The organism is Pseudoclavibacter sp. RFBG4, from assembly GCF_002931515.1.
In the GTDB taxonomy this organism is placed as follows: domain Bacteria; phylum Actinomycetota; class Actinomycetes; order Actinomycetales; family Microbacteriaceae; genus Pseudoclavibacter.
The window spans coordinates 14856-32370 of the sequence record NZ_PSYC01000007.1 but is presented as its reverse complement, the minus strand read 5'-3'; the positions used below and the strand labels follow the sequence as shown (position 1 = coordinate 32370).

Below are 17515 nucleotides of genomic sequence, written 5' to 3'. Positions count from 1 at the left end.
CCGCTGATCTCAGTGGTGGAAGTGCACGCCGCGGCCCGCTTCGCGCGGCAGCGGCGTCTCGAGCGAGTCGAGGTACTCCACGTCACCGCGGATGTCCGCGAGGAGCGACGACGCGAGGTCGCGGCTGAGGCCGACCTTGACGACGATGCGCTGGAGGATGACGTCACCCATGTTGTCGGCCATGGGGTACGCGGGCACGAGCCAGCCCTTCATGCGGAGCCGGTCGGCGAGGTCGTAGAGACTCCAGTTGCCGGTGTGGCCGTCTTTCAGCACCCAGGCGAAGACGGGGATCGTATCTCCGCGGCTCACGAGCTCGAACGGCCCCATCTTCTCGATCTCCGAGGAGAGGTAGGTGGCGACGTCGATCGAGTTCTGCTGGACGAGCCGGTAGCCCTCGCGACCGAGGCGGAGGAACTGGTAGTACTGCAGCAGGACCTGGGCGCCCGGGCGGGAGAAGTTCAGGGCGAGGGTCGGCATGTCGCCGCCGAGGTAGCTGACGTGGAAGATCATGCTCTCGGGGAGCACCGCCGTGTTGCGCCACACCACCCAGCCGACGCCGGGGTAGACGAGGCCGTACTTGTGGCCGGACGTGCTGATCGAGTTCACCCGGTCGATCCCGAAGTCCCAGCCGAGGTCCGGCTGGCAGAACGGCGCCACCATCGCGCCGGATGCGCCGTCGACGTGGATCTTCACGTCGTTGCCGGTCGCGGCCTGGATCTCGTCGAGTTTCGCGGCGATCGCCACGACGTCGTCGTAGAGACCGGTGAAGGTCTGTCCGAGGATCGCGACGACGCCGATGGTGTTCTCGTCCACGTACTTCTCGAGCTCGTAGCCGTCGAGCACGAGGTGGTCGGGCGACACGGGCACGTACCGCGCCTCGATGTCCCAGTAGTTGCAGAACTTCTCCCAGACGACCTGCACCGCGGCCGACATGATGAGGTTGGGCTTCTCGGTCGACTTCCCCTCCGCCTTCCGCTTCTCCTGCCAGAGCCGCTTGAGCGCCAGGCCGCCGAGCATGCACGCCTCGGACGATCCGATCGTGGAGGTGCCGATGGTGTCAGCGGCGTCCGGGACGTTCCAGAGGTCGGCGAGCATCCGCCAGCAGCGGTCTTCGATGGCCGCCGTTCCTGGGTACTCGTCCTTGTCGATCATGTTCTTGTCCGCGGCCTCGGCGTAGAGCTTCTTCGCCTCGTCGTCCATCCACGTCGACACGAACGTCGCGAGGTTGAGGCGCGAGTTGCCGTCGAGCATGGCCTCGTCGTGCACGATCTGGTAGGCCGTCTCCGGGAGGCTCTGGTCTGCCGGCAGCTTGAACTTGTCGAAGACCGTCGCCTCGCCGGGTCGAACGAAGACGGGGTTGACGTCGAGATCCGGGTTGATGTTTCGGTGGTGGCCGTTGCTGGTGCTTTTCTCCATGGGAACTCTCTCTTCTCGTTCGGACGGTGACTTCGTGGACGTACTGGGCGTTCGTGGTGATGCTGACACGGTCAGACCTCCACCGGCGGATACAGGCGGTCCATGTTGTACTGCCGGTTCCTTCTCGCGGCCCAGGTCGAGATGGCGATGAAGGCGACGGTCATGGAGAGGATGACGATGATCGCCGTGAGCAGGCGGTCGTCGATGCCGCCGAGGATCAGCTGCCGTAGTCCGTTGTTGGTGTAGGTCATCGGGTCGATGACGTTGATGTACTGGAACACGTTGGTGGTCGTCGGAACGGGATAGATGCCGCCGGCGGAGGTCAGCTGGATCATGAGGAAGGCGAGCGTGAACACGCGTCCGACTGCCGGGCCGAAGACCGCGTTGAACATCTGGATCATCGCCATGAACATCATCACCATCAGCAGCAGGAACCCGTACGTTCCCCAGGTGTGCTCGGGATGCAGTCCGATGCCGAAGTAGATGACCAGGTAGAGGATGGTCGCCTGCAGGAACCCGACGAACACGGTCGGCACGTACGAGGCGAGGATGACGCGGAAGGAACCGAGGCCCTGAGCGAGCGGACGCGCCTGCAGCGGGGTGAAGAGCATCCACGCGATGATGCCGCCGACGAAGAGCGCGAGGCCGAGGAAGAACGGCGCGAAGCCGTAGCCGAAGGTCTTGGCCTCGTTGTTGATCGTCTCCTTCAGCTCCACCGGCTGGGCGAGTGCCTGCACGAAGTTGGACTGCTGGTCCTCGTCCCAGTCGGGAAACAGGTTGAGCGCAGTATCGGCGGCATCAGCCAGCTCGATCGTGCCGGCCGCGAGCTGGTCCGTGCCAGACGACAGCTGCGCGGCGCCGGCGGAGAGCTCACCGAGGCCGGTATCCAGCTGATCAGCTCCGGAGCGGAGCTGCTCCGCGTCTGAGGAGGCGGTCGCGAGGTCGCGCTGCACGGCGCCGTCCTCGATGGCCGTCATGATGACGTTGACGCGGCTGTCTGGATCGTTGAACTCGCCGGCGAGCAGGTTCATGTCGGTGTGCAGGGCGTCGAAGACCGTGACGAACTCCTCCGTCAGCCTGGAGTCCTGGATGTGCGTGTGCACGCTCTCGAGGCGGGCCGCGATCGCCTGCTCGACCGGATCGTCGCTTGCTGCGAGCTCGGTCATCATGGTTGCGAGCTCGCTGTCGGCTCGCGCCTGCGCGGCAGACGCCTCGTTGAGCGCCGTCGCGATGGTGTTCGTGCTCGTGACGACATCCGACGAGAGGTCTCGCAGCTCAGCGCCGGTGATGCCGGAGGTGGCGATCGCGTTGTCGACTCTGGTCACGGCGCCCTGCACGGCCTCATCGAGCGTGTCGATGGCACCGGCGAGAGTGGCCGACCCGTCCTTCGCCGTCACCAGGTTGTCCGCGATCTCCTTCGCACCGCTATTCGCCGTCTGCATGCCGGAGTTGAGCTCGTCGACGCTGCTGACGGCTTCCTTGAGCGTCGGGATCTCGGCTCTGACGGCTGCCAGCGCCTGGTCGAACATCTGCGCCGAGACCTGCTGGTTGACCATGACGATGACCTCTTCGGCCGCATCCTGGCCGATGACCGTCGAGAGGTAGTTGTTGGAGTCGTTGTAGGTGAACTCGAGCTGCGCGGAGCGTGACTCGTTGGTGGTCACCGACGCCACGGCCTCGCTGAAGTCGGCGGGCACCGTGATCGTGAAGTAGTACTTGCCGTGGGCGAGGCCGTCGACGCCGTCCTGCTCGCTCGTCTCGGTGAGGTCCAGCTGCTTGGAGTCGATGAGGCCCTGCACGACCGAGTCGCCTGCGGTGAGCGGCTCACCCTCGACCGTGGCGCCCCGGTCGAGGTTGATGATCGCGACCGGGATCTTGTCGACGTTGCCGAACGGGTTCCAGAACGCCCACAGGTAGAGCGCACCGTAGAGCAGCGGCATGAGGATGACAACCGCGAGCGCGAGCCGCGGCATGCGGCCGCGGTAGTAGCGCTTGAAGTCGCTTCCTGGTGAGAACGCAGCGATCATCGCCCATCAGCCTCTCGCTCGAGCACGGCGAACTCCTTGTTCGTCAGGTTCTCCACGAGGAACTGGTCGCGGATTCCAGAATCTGGGCTGACGCCGTTGACGTCGGCGGTGATGACGGTCTGCTCCCTGCCGAGCTCGACGAGGCGCTCGAGCAGCTTGTGCGAGCTCTCGATGCTCGCGAGCTTGTCGATACCCCCGACGACGAGGATCGGCGGCTTGCGGGTGTTCGCGACGGCGATGCGCAGCAGCGCTCCGGTCAGCTCCGGAAGCTCCTCGACCATCGCGTCCATGGTCGGCAGGGTGTACTCGCCGAAGACCGGGGCGCAGATGCGCTCGAGGTCCGCCTGCTTCGACTGCCGCACCCAGCGGGCCCCTCGGGCTCCCCACCGGATCTGCTCGGTGATGATGTCGTGGACTCGGATGGTCTGGCCGATGCCATCGACCTCGTCGATGTTGGCGAGGGCAGCCTGCTTGAAGAGGTGGTGGGCGTCGTTGAGCCGCCCGAACGACTCGAGCTGCCCCGTCGAGGGCTTCATGCGCCCGGCCAGGGTGAGCAGCAGCGCTGTCCTGCCTCGGCCGCCCGCGCCAACGAGCACGGTGACTCCACCGGACCGGATCGTGAGGTTCACCGGCCCGAAGATGTGGCCCCAGGACGCCTTCACCTCGATGCCGTCGGCGTTCAGGATGACGTCGCCGACCGCCGCCTCGCCTTCGGCGCGAGTCAAGGGAAGGGGTTGATCGCCGAACAGCTGCGTCACATCGCTCACGTCAGGCACTCCTGTTCGATGGTCCGGCTACATGCAGCATCAGCGTTCGTCCTTCACGATCCGGCCGTTCTTGACGATGAGCGGGAAGTTCAGCTCCGGCTCGGCGATGAGCGAGAGGTCGGAGAGCGGGTCGCCGTCGACCAGGATGAGATCGGCCCAGGCTCCCTCGGCGATGACGCCGAGCTTCGCGTCCCGATACGAGTTCCGCTCGCCGGCCATCTCGAAGAGGCTCGCGTTCCCGGAGGTCAGCATCAGGAGCGCCTCGGTCGGGCTGTAGAACTCGCCGAGTCGAGCTGCCATAACGCTCTGCCTCGCGGCCGCCCCGGGCTCGAGCAGGAGGTCGGTGCCCCAGGCGGTCTGCACTCCATGCTGCTTGGCCCAGGCGTAGACCTGCGCCGTGCCTCGGCAGATCTCGGCGTTCTTCTGCGCGCGATCGCGATCGGGATAGTGGTGGTCGTCCTCCGCGAAGGGCTGCACCGAGAGCCAGGCACCCGCGTCCCGGATGAGCTTGACGGTGGCCTCGTCCATGAGGTGGCCGTGCTCGATCGAGCGCACACCGCAGTCGAGCGCCCTGGCGACTCCCGCGGAGGTGTAGACGTGTGCGGCGACGTAGGTTCCGTAGTCGGAAGCCGCCTGGACCGCGGCGCGGATCTCCTCCGGCGTGTACTGCAGCGTGCTGAGCGGGTCGTAGAGCGATGCCGCACCACCCCCGAGCGTGAGTTTGATCTGGCTCGCGCCGGTCTTCAGCTGCTCCCGCACCGCGGTCAGCACCTGGGGGACTCCGTCCGCGACCTTCGTGAAGTGGATGTCCTCGGTGCGTGCGGGCCTGCCCCCGAACTCGCTCGGCTCCTCGTACACGAACGAGAAGTCGGCGTGGCCAGAGGTCTGGGAGATCATGGCCTGGCTGGGGAAGATGCGCGGCCCTTCGAGCACGCCGCGGTCGATGAGCGTCTTGATCGGACTGGTGTCGCCACCCATGTCGCGCACGCTCGTGAAACCGCGCAGCAGCATCTTCCTGGCTTCCGCGATCGTGTTGCCGTACAGCTCGCCCGTTGCCGCCTGCAGGAAGTCGTTCATGCTGTTGGCGTTGCCCATGAGGTGGACATGGGCGTCGGTGAGCCCGGGCATGAGGAATCTGCCGTGAGCGTCGATCTCACGCGCACCGTCCGGGGAGTTGCTCGCCAGAGGAGATTCCGAGATCGCGAGCACTCTCGAGCCCTCGATAAGCACATCCACATGATCGCGAACACGTTCACTTATCCCATCGAAAAGCCTGGCATTTCGAATAATGATTCGTGACGGGCTATCCGCATCCTGGGGCATGAAAGCCACAGTAACCCGTGAGCGAAAATGCACCGCGACTGCCAACGAATTTCACCCGGTGCGTAACCTGGGATGTAACCCGACGCTTCACCCCGGGTTTCACCCCGCGATCCAAAGGTGCTCGCGACACCCCTCGTCGTGACACGCTCGAGGGTCGCGTGGCACGTTCATTTCAGGATAGGTTTCTTCGGACAAGATACCCCCCGACCCGTATCGACAGTCGCCATCGAAGCTGACTTTCCGGGGATTACAGCCACCACACCCGTCCCCTCTCCCCGCGTGGAGAGGGACGAAGAGACCCTTGAGCAGAAGGACGGTCGATCGATGAACACGTTTTTACCCTGAGACAACCACTTTCTCGCCGCACCATCAGAAACGACCCGCACTTCCCCCAGAGAATGGCGATTCATGACCGCAGCCACTGCCGCAGACTCCAAGCAGAAGCTCGACGCCGCATTGGAGACGGGAAACCCGCGCAAGATCGCACAGGCCGCGATGGCGCACATCTGGCCACTGTTCGACAAGCACTACCTGGATCTCATCCACGCTATAGAGAAGATCCCACTGTCACTTCTTGAAAATTACCCGGTTCTTTGGATTCTTCACCGGGTGAATCCGGTTCTCGCCCATAAACGAACCCCGTTTAAACCGCACCTCAATGCGGAGACCGTCAAGAGCATGACCACAGACGAGGTCGACATGCTCACGCTCGCGCAGATGATCGCCTTCCGGTACAGCGGCGATGTGACCGCCGCACTCGCCTACGCTTCTCGCCTCGCCGACCGCATCAGGTCGCGGGGAACGGGGTTCCGCGAGCGGGCCGACGGGCCGCTGTGGTTCTACCACCAGCAGATCGGCTCGACGATGCTCGCCGCCGGAGAGACGGGTCCCGCGCTGACCGAGCTCGCCGCCTCAGCGGAGATCGGCCAGATCGCGGGCCGCCCGGACGCCAGGCGGCTCGCCCTCTCACGGGTCGCGCTCGCCCATGCGAAACGGGGATCGCTCGAGGAGGCGGAGCGAGTCCTCGCTGAACTCCCCCAGCTCCCCGAACCGTGCGCACCGTATAGCGAACCCACGCGCTTCGCGGAGAACACGGCAGCTGCCCTCATCGGCGTCGAGCGGATGATCGACGACATCGATCCCCTGCTCGCGAAGCTCGACTCGTTCGGCAGCCTGCAGGTGACCTGGCCATACGGGCTCCTCGCCCGAACGCGTTCCCTGCTCGCCCGCAAGCGACCGGACGAGGCGCTCGAGTGCGTGCACCTCGCCCGCGACGCACACACGGAGCAGCACGGCTCGCTCGCCATCGACGTCATGAATGCGGCGACCATCGACGCGCTGTGGGCACTCGGCTCGAAGAAGCAGGCGAGAGCAGCCGCCTTCCGAACCGAGCAGAAGGGGTTCCTCGAGACGAGCGCCGCCATCCGCCTCGCCATCGCCGACGACAAGCTCGACTTCGCCGAGACGCACCTGCGGCGTCTGTCCGAGCAGCGAACGCTCGCGCCCGCCCAGCACACGGAGCGCATCATCCTCTCCGCCTGGCTCTCCATCGCCAAGGCCGACTCGATCGATCCGACGACCGCCCAGCGCGTCGCGCACATCGTGCAGCGGGGCAACTCCCGACGCATCCTGAGCCAGATCCCGCAGGAGGTGCTCTCGAGCGTGAGGTGCGAGCTCGACGACTCCATGCACCCGACATTCGACGTCTCGGTGACCGGCATCACCCACGTGATGGTGCAGACGCGCCCCACCCTGACCACCAGCGAGCTCCGCGTGCTCACTGCACTCAAGCGAGAGCTGACCACCGCCGAGATCGCGGCGCAGCTGCACGTCTCCCCCAACACCATCAAGTCCCAGCTCAGGTCCGTCTACCGGAAGCTCTCCTGCTCGAACCGTGCGGAGGCGATCCAGACGGGGCTCACCCTGCAGCTCATCTCCGTCGACGACGACAACCGCTGAGTTCAGCAGCGGGTGAGCTGATGCGCAAGACCCTCCGCCTGCTCCTCGCCGCTCGCGACCCTGCCCGGGCGCGACTCACCGCGGCCGCCGCCGTCTCGCTCGGGGTCCTCGCGAGCGCGCTCCTCACCAACCTGCTCATCGGGCAGCTCCACGCCGAGCGCTCGCTCCTGAGCGTCGGCATCTTCCTGTCGATCATGGCCGGCGCCTCGGTCAAGGATCGTTCGCCACGAGAGCGCCTCGTCACGACGATGCTCCTCATTCCCGCCTCGGTGGCCGTGATCGCCCTCGCAGCACTCCTCGCCCCGAACCGGATCCTCGCGATCGGCGCCTTCATCCTCGTCAGCGGAGCCGCCGTCTGGGTGCGCCGCTACGGCGCCAGGGCCGGCTCGCTCGGCACCGTCACCTTCATGGGGTACTTCTTCGCGCTCCTCCTGAAGCCCACGCACGATCAGCTGCCGGCGCTGTGCCTGATCGCCCTCCTCGCCTGCACGACACAGCTCGTCGCGCGCGCCACCCTCCTCCTGCAGAGACCCAGGCGGCAGCTGCTGCTGCTGCGAGAGCTGCGGGCTGCGTCGGAGTCGGCGCTCGACGCCGCCTCGCGACCCGGTCACCCCGGAACCCTGCGCCTGAGGCTCGCGCGCATCGACGCGACCAGCGAATCCATCGACGCGTGGCAGCGGAACTCGGACGCCGAGCTGCACGCAGACGGTGATCCGAAAACGCTCGGCGATCGGGTCCTCGACGCCCGCGTCGACATCCAAGAGCTCTGCTACTTGCTGGCCCGTCTCTCCGCGAGCGCCGCCGATCTGCCCGCCCGCCTCCACCGCGACCTCGCGCACCTCCGGACGGTGCTCGACGAGCGTGCTCCCGCGTGTGACATCAGCTCCGCCACCGAGTGGGCGACGGTCATCATCGCGCATCGACCATCGCAACGCGGCACCCGTCTCGGGGCGACGTTCGCGAGCTACCTCATCGCCCGGAGCGTGCACGCGCACGCCCGACTGCGAGAGCTCACCATCGTCGGCGCGCCACCAGACCCGAAACCGAGCCCGGGCTCAGGCTCAGGCTCCGCACGGCCGCGTGTCTCGCTCGCCCCGAAGCAGGATCCGTGGACGCGCATGACGGTGCAGGCCATGGCCGCGGCATCGATCGCATCCATCGTCGGCGAGGCTATCTCCGCCTCGCACTGGTACTGGGCGGTCATCACCGCCTCCCTGATCTTCACCGGAACCACCACAAGAGGCGGCATCCTCACGCGCGCCTTACGTCGGATCCTCGGCACCGCCATCGGCATCATCGTCGGCATCGCCGCGGTGGCCCTCGCCTCGGGGAACGTGAACGTGCTGAGCGCGATCTGCGTCCTCGGCGTCTTCGGGGCGCTCTACTTCGGGCCGCTCAACTACCTCTACTCGGCGCTCTTCACCACGACCATCCTCGTCGCCCTGTACCGCCTACTCGGGAAGCTCGGCGCCGACGTCCTCGAGACTCGCCTCGAGGAGACCATCGCGGGCGGCGTCATCGGCGTGCTCTGCGCCTACCTCATCCTCTCGTCCAGCTCGAAACCGGCGCTGGAGGCGAAGGTGAACGCCTACCTGGACGCGTTGGAGGCGCTCCTCGGCAGACTGCTGGCGACCCCGGTGAACCCCGTCACGACCACCGCGCTCCGAACGGGACTTCGCACGCTGGAACTCGCGCAAGGCGACGTCGACACCGCCGTCTCCGGCATGTCCACGGCCTTCCTCGTCACCGGCCCGAGGAGAACAGGGAACGCCGTGCACCTCATGTACATCGCCACGAGATCCGCAGCTCGTCTCGTCCAGCTCGACGGCGATCTCGCCCGGCCGGACCCGCTGGTGGCCGCCGCGATCTCGAGGGTCGCCGCGCGCGCATCCGCCGCCCGCCACGCGCTGGCCGAGGCCCGCGGCCAGCCCGCGATCGACAGGGACGCCGACGACCACCAGTCGGTCAACGCTCTGCTGCAGGACCAAGCCAGCTCCTTCGACCCCAGATCACCATCCGGAGAAGCGCTGATCGCGCTGCTCCGGATGGACTGGACGCTCGCCCAGGTCATCGACGACAGCACGGCTGAGCTGCCCCTCGAGCGCGGTGGACGGAAGAGGAAGCCCGCGCTCAAGGTGTCCGTGCCACCCGTGTGACAGGGCGGCGACTCTGACGGCGGCGGACGATCGGTGCAACGAATCGGACGGACGGTCACACGCTCGACCGCGAGTTCGAGGATGCTTGGCACATGACCACAGGAACCATCCCCACCGTCGCTGCGACGCAGACTCCTCAGACGCAGACTCCCCCAAAGACGGCGTGGGCCGCCATCGCGGCCATGATGGCGACGAGCTTCGTCCTCGTCGTCGCCGAGTTCCTCCCACCGAGCCTCCTGCCGTCCATGGCCGCCTCCCTCGGCATCACGGAGGGGCAGGCCGGCCAGACCGTCACCGTGACCGCGTTCGTCGGGTTCCTCACGGCCCCCACGATCGGCATCCTCGTGCCCCACCTCGACCGCCGCACCCTGCTCGTGGTGCTCGCCGGCGCCGCCGCACTCTCGAGCGCGGTCGTCGCCGTGGCCCCCGGGTTCGTGCTCCTGCTCATCGCCCGGCTCCTGCTCGGCGCGGCACTCGGCGCCTTCTGGGCCATGTCCATCGCCATCGCCGCGAGCCTCTCCCAGCCCAAGCACCTGGGCAGGGCCATCATGCTCGTCAACACGGGCACCACGGTCGCGACCGTCGCCGGCGTGCCGCTCGGCAGCTACCTCGGCACGATCATGGACTGGCGCCTCATCTTCGCGAGCGTCGCCATCGTGACCGTCGTCGTCGCGATCGCGCTGCGACTGGCCCTCCCGCACGTTCCCCCGACCGCATCGAGCGGCGGCTTCCGCTCGCTCGTGGAGACGCTCCGCGTCCCCGGCATCCGCGTGGGGCTGACCGGACACATCCTCACCGTCCTCGGCCACTTCGTGGCCTTCACGTACATCCGTCTCGCCATCGACCGAGTGCCCGGACTCGACGGGGTCGGCGTCGCCGCGCTGCTCGTCGCCTTCGGCATCGGCGGTGTCATCGGCAACTTCGTCGTAGGCCTGCTCGTCGACCGGCACCTCGCCGTGCTCCGCTTCGCCGTGCCCCTGCTCATCGGCGTCTCGATCGGCATCGTGGCGCTCGCACCCGGCCAGATCTGGCTCGTCGCGGTCGCCGTCACCACGTGGGGCATCGGGTTCGGCGGCTGGCTCACGACACTGGGAACGTGGATGGGTCGCCTCGTCCCCGACCGCATGGAATCGGGTGGCGGGCTCTCGGTCGCCGGCTTCCAGCTCGCCATCACCCTCGGTGCCGGTGTCGGCGGCCTGCTCATCGACCTGATCGGCGTCACGCCCGCACTTGTCGTCGCATCCGCATCGGCGATCGTCGGCGGCCTCATCTTCGGCAGCGCGCGCTTCCCCGGCCGCGCCAGCTGAGCGGTTCGCCTGCCCAGGTCGAGCGGATGCGCGTCAGGAGCTGACGCGCATCCCTCGCTCCGACCGTGATCTCGCCTCGGCACGCCAGCGTCCGGGCGTGGATCCAGTGTGCCGCTGGAACGCGCGGCTGAAGCCCGCCTGCGACTCGTAGCCGAGCCCGCTCGCGACCGCCCCGATCGTCAGCTCGCTCCGCAGGAGCAGCCCCTTGGCCGTCTCGATGCGCACGCGCGTCAGGTATCCGATGGGCGTCTCGCCGACGGACTCCTGGAACCGTGCGGCGAAGACCGAGCGCGACATCCGCGCGACGCGGGCGAGCTCGTCGAGCGTCCACGGGTCGCCCGGCTTCTGGTGGAGGGCCTCGAGGGCGGCCGCGAGCTGCGGCTCGGCGACGTCACGCAACCAGCCTGCCGGCGCGCATCCGGCCTCGTTCCAGGCGCGGAGCGCCGTCGACACGATCGTCGTCGCGATGCGGCTGCAGATCACGGCGTCACCCGGCCGAGGGTGAGCGCCCCCGAGACTCCAGGCGCACGCCATGCCGTCGATGAGCGCCACCATCGAGGGCTCCTGCGCGGCGAAGTCACGCACGATCAGGGATGCCGGCAGCGCCTCGGCCGCGGTCTGCGCCTGTGGCGCCTCCTCGAAGCCGACGTCGATGAACTCGGCTTCGACGCTCGCGAGCACCGAGGACACGTGCTCCCTGGGGAAGAAGACCAGGTCACCCGCCGCGAGGTCCACGACCGGTGCCCCCAAGCTCGAGAGTCGGACGGCGCCACGGAAGACGAACACGAACCCCGGACCGGCATGGCGACGCACGATCGGCTCCCCAGCAGCGAGCCGATGGCGGTGCGATCCGACAAGCGTCCACTCCAGGGAGGCGAGGGCGCGGTCGAACGCGTCACTCGGGGGCGCCTGCAGCATCGTGGTCGTCACACTGAGTCGAACGCCACGGACCCGGCGCTTGTTCCGCGCCTCACCGAAGCGCGCGCTCGTACCTCCGCCGCGCCACGATCTGCGCGACCCGGAGGAGCGGGAACAGCGTGCGCCAAGGTCCCGATGGTGCCGGTCTGGTCAGTGAGCGGATCGTGAACTCGACCCGAGCATCCACTCGCCGGACGATGAACGCCTCCTCGCCCTGCACGGGATGCCCCGGCAGGGTCCGGTAGGCGAACCCAACCCTCGTCGGCTCGTCGACGACGGCCACGACCTCGACGGGCTCCTGGATGCGCACCCCAGCCCACCCGGCGATGATCGTGGGGCGCGCCCCCGCGGCTGCAGGGGCCCCGTCCGGGTGCACCTCGAACCCGCTGCGCGTCTTGACTCGCCAGAGGAGCACGTCTGCCGCGGCGCGCTCCCACAGCGCATCCCCGTCGCCGAGGGTGACCGTCTTCTCGAAGCGTCGGAGCCGCCCCGCCTCGGGGCGCCACACGTCGAGGTGCGGTTGCGTGAGCGCCTGCGGAACGGACGTGGCCATGCCCCCAGCCTGGCAGTGCGCCGACCCTTCGGCGAGCTCGAGTTCCGGAGCGCTCGGTTCCTGCACCGCAGGTCTCCCGTTGCCGGTTCCCACTTCCAGTCGGGACGGTCAGCTCAGCAGGTGCGTCTGCCCGAACATCTCCGCGGTCGCGCGCGCCGTCGGCGTTCCCGCGTCGAGGTCCGCGCCCGCGTCCCGGAGCAGGCGCACGATCTCGTCCTCGCCCTTGAAGAGCGCCCCCGCGATGGGCGACTGATTCCGCGCGTTGCACAGGTCCACATTGGCTCCGTGACGGATGAGCGCCTGAACGGCCCCCGCGTGACCGCTGTACGCGGCGAGCATCAGCGCGGTGTTTCCTGCGTCATCCTGCAGGTCGACGGGCATGCCCTGGTCGATGAGATCCACCAGCGTCTGGCTGTCGCCGCGGCGAGCACAGCCCATCGCGAGCTCCGTCAGCGTCTCGACTTGTTCTGGCGTCAGTTCGGGCATGGCAACAGGGTATCCGCCGCTCCGGCTCGACTCGCTACGATGTGGCCACCCCAAGCATCGGAGCCCTCGTGAAGACCATCGGCGTCAGCATCGCAGTCGCGGCAGCGACCCTCCTGTTCCTCAGCGGATGCGCGCAGACAGCCGCGTCGGCGGCCGGCACCTGGGGCACCCCCGACTCGAGCGGCCAGGGCGAACCCGGCCTGCGCCTCTCCGACGACGGCAGGGTGACGGGCAACGACGGCTGCAATCGGCTCATGGGCGACTGGAGCGAGACCGACGGGAAGATCGAGTTCGGAGCCCTCGCGTCGACGATGATGTTCTGCGAGGGTGTCGACACCTGGCTCATCGGCGCCACGTCGGCCTCGGTCGACGGCGACTCGCTCGTGATCTACAACGAAGCCGGTGACGAGATCGGCGCGCTCCCCCGAAGCTGACGCGCACCCCGGGCGAGCCCGGTCGATGCGGCAATCCGGGCGACGCGCACGCTCCGAATACCCCCACAGAGACCAGCACTGACCGGAGGGTAGGATTCTGCGTTGATCATGCTTTCCTTCCCCCAGCCTCAGCCAGTGCACTCGCGCATCGTCGGAGTCGGCTACGAGTCGCCGGAGCGCATCGTGACGAACGATGAGCTCTCGCAGACTCTCGACACGAGCGACGAGTGGATCACGTCACGCGTCGGCATCCGCGAGCGCCGACTTGCCGCAGACGGGCAGAGCGTCACCGACCTGGCCGCCGCTGCCGGCGTCAAGGCGCTCCTCTCCGCGGACGTGCAGGGCACGGACATCGACATGGTCATCGTCGCGACGATGACGGCCATGGACCGTTCGCCGTCGACGGCCGCGCAGGTCGCGACCCGCATCGGCGCGACGCACCCCGTCGCCTTCGACCTCAACGCGGCATGCGCCGGCTTCTCGCAGGCGCTCGCCGTCGCCGACCAGGCGATCAGCGCTGGCTCCGCGAGCCGCGCCCTCATCATCGGCGCAGAGCGCATGAGCGACTTCATGGACTGGACCGACCGCACCACCGCCATCCTCATGGCAGACGGCGCCGGGGCGGTCGTGCTCGAGCGCAGTGAGACGCCCGGCGTCGCCCCCGTCGCGTGGGGTTCGCAGCCGGAGCTCGGCAACCTCGTGCGCATCCAGCAGCCGTCCGGCCGCTTCGAGCAGGAGGGCCGCAGCGTCTTCCGCTGGGCCATCACGCAGGCGCAGCACGTCGCGATCGATGCGCTCGCGAAGGGCGGGGTGCGAGCCGACGAGCTCGTCGCGTTCGTCCCGCACCAGGCGAACCTGCGCATCATCGACGCCCTCGGCAAGCAGCTCGGCCTCGCCGACGACGTGGTCGCTCGCGACGTCGTCTACTCGGGAAACACTTCAGCCGCCTCCATCCCCATCGCCCTCGCCAAGCAGGTCGAGGCTGGCGTCGCGGAGCCCGGTGGCCCCGCCCTCCTGCTCGGCTTCGGGGGCGGATTCTGCTACTCGGGTCAGGTCATCGCGTTCCCCGAGGTCCGCAACCCCGCGTAGACGCCACAAGCGTCCCCCGCGCGCGCCCGGCGAGAGCCCGTCTCGGGATGCAAACATCACTTCGTGCCGGGAAGATTCCCCGAACGAAGTGACTTACCCAGCCCGAAGTCTTGGAGGGGCAAAAGCGGCTCGCGCATGCCCGCATAAACCCCGTAGGCCCCGTAAGGCCCTCGCTGCCCCCGCGAGATCCCGTTTCGGGATGGAAAAATCACTTCGTGCCGGGAAGATTCCCCGAACGACGTGACTTACCCAGCCCGAAGCACGGGAGGGGCAGGAGAGACCTGGGAGGCCAGGCGCGGGAGGAGCCGAACGACGGATGCTCGGAGCCACGGACCCAACGCGCTCACCCGGCGCAAGCCCCACTCGCTCGCCCCGCGAGATCCGTTTCGGGATGGAAAAATCACTTCGTGCCGGGAAGATTCCCCGAACGACGTGACTTACCCAGCCCGAAGCACGGGAGGCGAGGCGGGCGAGGCGCGGCGAGGCGGGCGAGGCGCGGCGAGGCGGGCGAGGCGCGGCGAGGCGGGCGAGGCGCGGCGAGGCGCGGCGAGGCGAGCGGGAGGGGCCGAGCGGCGGACGCTAGCGGCGCAGGTGGGCGCGCTCGATGAGCGCCTGGAACTGCAGCTCGGCGGCACCGATGAACAGCAGGTCGCTGCCGAGCCCGGCCCGCACCACCTCGACCTCGCCGTAGTTCGGGGCGAGCGTGTGCTCGGCGAGGATCTCGAGGAAGTAGTCGCGCTCGAGGTCCAGCAGCACGCCGAGGAACCCGCCGAGCACCACCCGCTCGGGGTTCAGGATGTTGATCATGTTGCGCACGCCGACGCTGAGCACCCCGAGCTGGCGGTGCGTCTCGAGCTTCACCGCCGGGTCGATGTTCTGCTGCAGCATCCGCTCCAGCTCGTCGTCGCTGGCGCTCTTCGTGCCGAGGGCGGCGAGCAGGCGACGCCTGCTGACAACACGCTCGAGCTCGTCGTCGCCCGAGTTGCCGAGCGCCGCCGGAGTCGCCACGAGGTTGTGCCCGAACTCGCCCGCGTAGCCGGCGACACCGTGCAGGAGTCGGTCGTCGGCGATGATGCCGCCGCCGATGCCGCTCGCGCCGCCGTTCATGTAGAGCATGTTGCTGATGCCGCGACCGGCGCCGAAGATGTGCTCGGCGACCGCGCCGAGGTTGGCGTCGTTCGCGGCGAGCACCGGCAGGCCCGTGGCCTTCTGCAGCTGCTCGGCGAGCGGCACGTCTCGCCACTCGAAGTGGGGAACCCATCGCACGAATCCGTCGGAGGCCCGGACGAGTCCTGGCACGGCGACGCCGATGCCGACGCACTCGTAGAGCGTGTCGAGGCTCTCGCTGAGGCCCTCGACGAGGGCCTTCACGATGGCGACCGCTTCTCTCGCGGTCGGCGGCTTCTCGGTTTCGAAGCGGATGCGCTTCAGCAGCTCGCCGCGGAAGCTCACGACACCCACGTTGAGGGCGTCCACCTCCGGCACGACCGCGACGGCGACGATCTTGTCGCAGACGCCGACGATGGGGCTCGGCCTGCCGACGAGATTCGTCGCGACGGGCTCGTGCTCCTCGACGATGCCGCGGTCGGCGAGCTCGGAGACGAGCGCAGCGATGGTGGAGCGGTTGAGGCCCGTCTCCCGGGTCAGCTCCGCTCTGGACGCCTGTCCACCGCGGTGGAGGCGTTCGAGGATGAGGGAGAGGTTCGAAGAGGCGACACGATCGGTGGCCATGCCGTCCTCTTTCTCTCGCTCGTCACGGCAGTGCGTGTCTGGTTTCGATTCTGGTGCTGCTTCAGGTTCTGGTTCCGGGCAGGCTGGCGCTCGGCCGAGCCGTTCCGTCGCCCGCGCTGGGTTCAGCGCGGGCGACGGAGATCGATCAGCTGCGTCCGCCTCGGCGCTTGCCGAGCACGTCGATCGCCACGGCGAGCAGCAGCACGAGGCCCTTGATGACCGACTGCCAGGCCGAGTCGACCGAGAGGATCGAGAGTCCCATGTTGAGGACACCCATGATCATCGCGCCGATGACTGCGCCGATAACCGTACCAACTCCACCGGTCACGGCCGCGCCGCCGATGAACGCCGCCGCGATGGCGTCGAGCTCGTAGGTGTTGCCGGCTGAGGCGACGGCACCACCTGCGCGGGCCGTCGTCACGATGCCGGCGAGCGCCGCGAGCACACCCATGTTGACGAAGATGAGGAAGTTGACGCGCTCCGTGCGCACACCGCTCATCTTGGCCGCGAAGAGGTTGCCACCCATGGCGTAGACGTTCCGGCCGAAGACGGTGCGCTGCAGGATGAACGTGTAGAGCATGATCAGCACGGCCAGGATGATGAGGATGATCGGCAGGCCCTTGTGTGCCGAGAGCAGCCACGCGAACGCGAGGACTGCGATGGCGACGATCGCGAGCTTCGCGATGAGGGCGGCCCCGGGCTCGACGGGAAGGTCGAGCTTCTTGCGGCGTGCGCGGGTGCGGAGCTGGCTTCCGATGACGGCTGCGACGACGACAAGCGCGATGAGCATCGTGACGACGTCGTGTCCGCCGAGCATCGTGCCCATCGACTGCGGCAGCGAGCCCTTGCCGATGGCGACGAACTCGTCGGGCAGCGCGTTGATCGTTCCACCCGTGAGGAGCACGAGCGTGAGGCCTCGGAAGAGCAGCATGCCCGCCAGCGTCACGATGAACGCCGGTATGCCCACGTAGGCGATCCAGAATCCCTGCCAGATGCCGATCACCGCCCCGGCCGCGAGGCCGATGAGCACGGCCGCGAACCACGGCAGCCCCCATTGGGTGATGGCGATGGCCGTGATGGCGCCCACGACGGCGACGACCGAGCCGACCGACAGGTCGATGTGGCCAGCGATGATGACGATGATCATGCCGACCGCGAGGATCAGCACGTACGCGTTCTGCTGGATGAGGTTGTTGATGTTGGCGGGCAGCAGGAGCTTCCCGCCGGTGAGGATCTGGAACAGGATGATGATGACGGCGAGTGCGCCGAGGATCCCGTACTGGCGGACGTCGACCGACATCCTCACTTTCCGGGTGCCTGCTTCGTTCGCGGCCTCGGTGTTCGTGGTG

At 68.0% G+C, this 17515-nt stretch carries 14 protein-coding genes; 5 read left to right on the top strand and 9 right to left on the bottom strand.

Annotated elements, in window-relative coordinates:
• Positions 1-9: 9 nt before the first annotated feature.
• The 4 genes from C5E10_RS01830 to C5E10_RS01815 form a co-directional block, all read right to left on the bottom strand.
• Positions 10-1416, bottom strand: a complete 1407-nt coding sequence (locus C5E10_RS01830) for a glutamate decarboxylase (RefSeq protein ID WP_104330186.1) — start codon at positions 1414-1416, stop codon at positions 10-12.
• A 71-nt stretch (positions 1417-1487) separates the two neighbouring features.
• Positions 1488-3443 carry a YhgE/Pip domain-containing protein gene (locus C5E10_RS01825; RefSeq protein ID WP_104330185.1) on the bottom strand — a complete coding sequence of 652 codons (1956 nt, stop codon included), beginning with the start codon at positions 3441-3443 and terminating at the stop codon, positions 1488-1490.
• A complete protein-coding gene (locus C5E10_RS01820) occupies positions 3440-4210 on the bottom strand; it encodes an ATP-binding cassette domain-containing protein (protein WP_219819657.1) in 771 nt (256 codons plus the stop codon). The genes C5E10_RS01825 and C5E10_RS01820 overlap by 4 nt, the downstream gene beginning before the upstream one ends.
• A 39-nt stretch (positions 4211-4249) precedes the next feature.
• A complete protein-coding gene (locus C5E10_RS01815) occupies positions 4250-5440 on the bottom strand; it encodes an amidohydrolase family protein (protein ID WP_219819581.1) in 1191 nt (396 codons plus the stop codon).
• A gap of 501 nt (positions 5441-5941) precedes the next feature.
• Between C5E10_RS01815 and C5E10_RS01810 the strand changes: the two genes are divergently transcribed.
• From C5E10_RS01810 to C5E10_RS01800, 3 genes are all read left to right on the top strand, one after another.
• Positions 5942-7492 (top strand): LuxR family transcriptional regulator, encoded by a 1551-nt coding sequence (locus tag C5E10_RS01810; protein WP_104330183.1) that lies wholly within the window; start codon positions 5942-5944, stop codon positions 7490-7492.
• A gap of 20 nt (positions 7493-7512) precedes the next feature.
• Positions 7513-9648: an FUSC family protein gene (locus tag C5E10_RS01805; RefSeq protein WP_104330182.1), complete on the top strand. Its 2136-nt coding sequence runs from the start codon at positions 7513-7515 to the stop codon at positions 9646-9648.
• 92 nt (positions 9649-9740) lie between these two features.
• Complete coding sequence (locus C5E10_RS01800) at positions 9741-10955, top strand: MFS transporter (RefSeq protein WP_104330181.1); 1215 nt, start codon at positions 9741-9743, stop codon at positions 10953-10955.
• Between the two features lie 33 nt (positions 10956-10988).
• Here C5E10_RS01800 and C5E10_RS19280 read toward each other — a convergent pair whose 3' ends face one another.
• The 3 genes from C5E10_RS19280 to C5E10_RS01785 all read right to left on the bottom strand — a co-directional run bounded on the left by C5E10_RS19280 (position 10989) and on the right by C5E10_RS01785 (position 12912).
• Positions 10989-11885, bottom strand: coding sequence for an AraC family transcriptional regulator (locus C5E10_RS19280; protein ID WP_219820308.1), 897 nt, complete (start codon positions 11883-11885; stop codon positions 10989-10991).
• A gap of 40 nt (positions 11886-11925) precedes the next feature.
• Complete coding sequence (locus C5E10_RS01790) at positions 11926-12426, bottom strand: DUF1990 family protein (RefSeq protein WP_104330232.1); 501 nt, start codon at positions 12424-12426, stop codon at positions 11926-11928.
• 108 nt (positions 12427-12534) lie between these two features.
• Positions 12535-12912, bottom strand: coding sequence for an ankyrin repeat domain-containing protein (locus C5E10_RS01785; RefSeq protein ID WP_104330180.1), 378 nt, complete (start codon positions 12910-12912; stop codon positions 12535-12537).
• 41 nt (positions 12913-12953) lie between these two features.
• On the opposite strand from C5E10_RS01785, the gene C5E10_RS01780 reads away from it, so the two are divergent.
• The gene (locus C5E10_RS01780; protein WP_258070956.1) at positions 12954-13346 is read left to right on the top strand and encodes an META domain-containing protein; all 393 of its coding nucleotides are present in this window, start codon (positions 12954-12956) and stop codon (positions 13344-13346) included.
• 108 nt (positions 13347-13454) lie between these two features.
• Positions 13455-14435, top strand: coding sequence for a beta-ketoacyl-ACP synthase III (locus C5E10_RS01775; RefSeq protein ID WP_104243585.1), 981 nt, complete (start codon positions 13455-13457; stop codon positions 14433-14435).
• A 579-nt stretch (positions 14436-15014) separates the two neighbouring features.
• On the opposite strand, the gene C5E10_RS01770 is transcribed toward C5E10_RS01775, so the two are convergent.
• Both C5E10_RS01770 and mmsB read right to left on the bottom strand, forming a co-directional pair.
• Positions 15015-16166, bottom strand: a complete 1152-nt coding sequence (locus tag C5E10_RS01770) for an ROK family transcriptional regulator (RefSeq protein ID WP_104330179.1) — start codon at positions 16164-16166, stop codon at positions 15015-15017.
• A 145-nt stretch (positions 16167-16311) separates the two neighbouring features.
• The gene (gene mmsB / locus C5E10_RS01765) at positions 16312-17466 is read right to left on the bottom strand and encodes a multiple monosaccharide ABC transporter permease (RefSeq protein ID WP_104243587.1); all 1155 of its coding nucleotides are present in this window, start codon (positions 17464-17466) and stop codon (positions 16312-16314) included.
• Positions 17467-17515 lie beyond the last annotated feature (49 nt).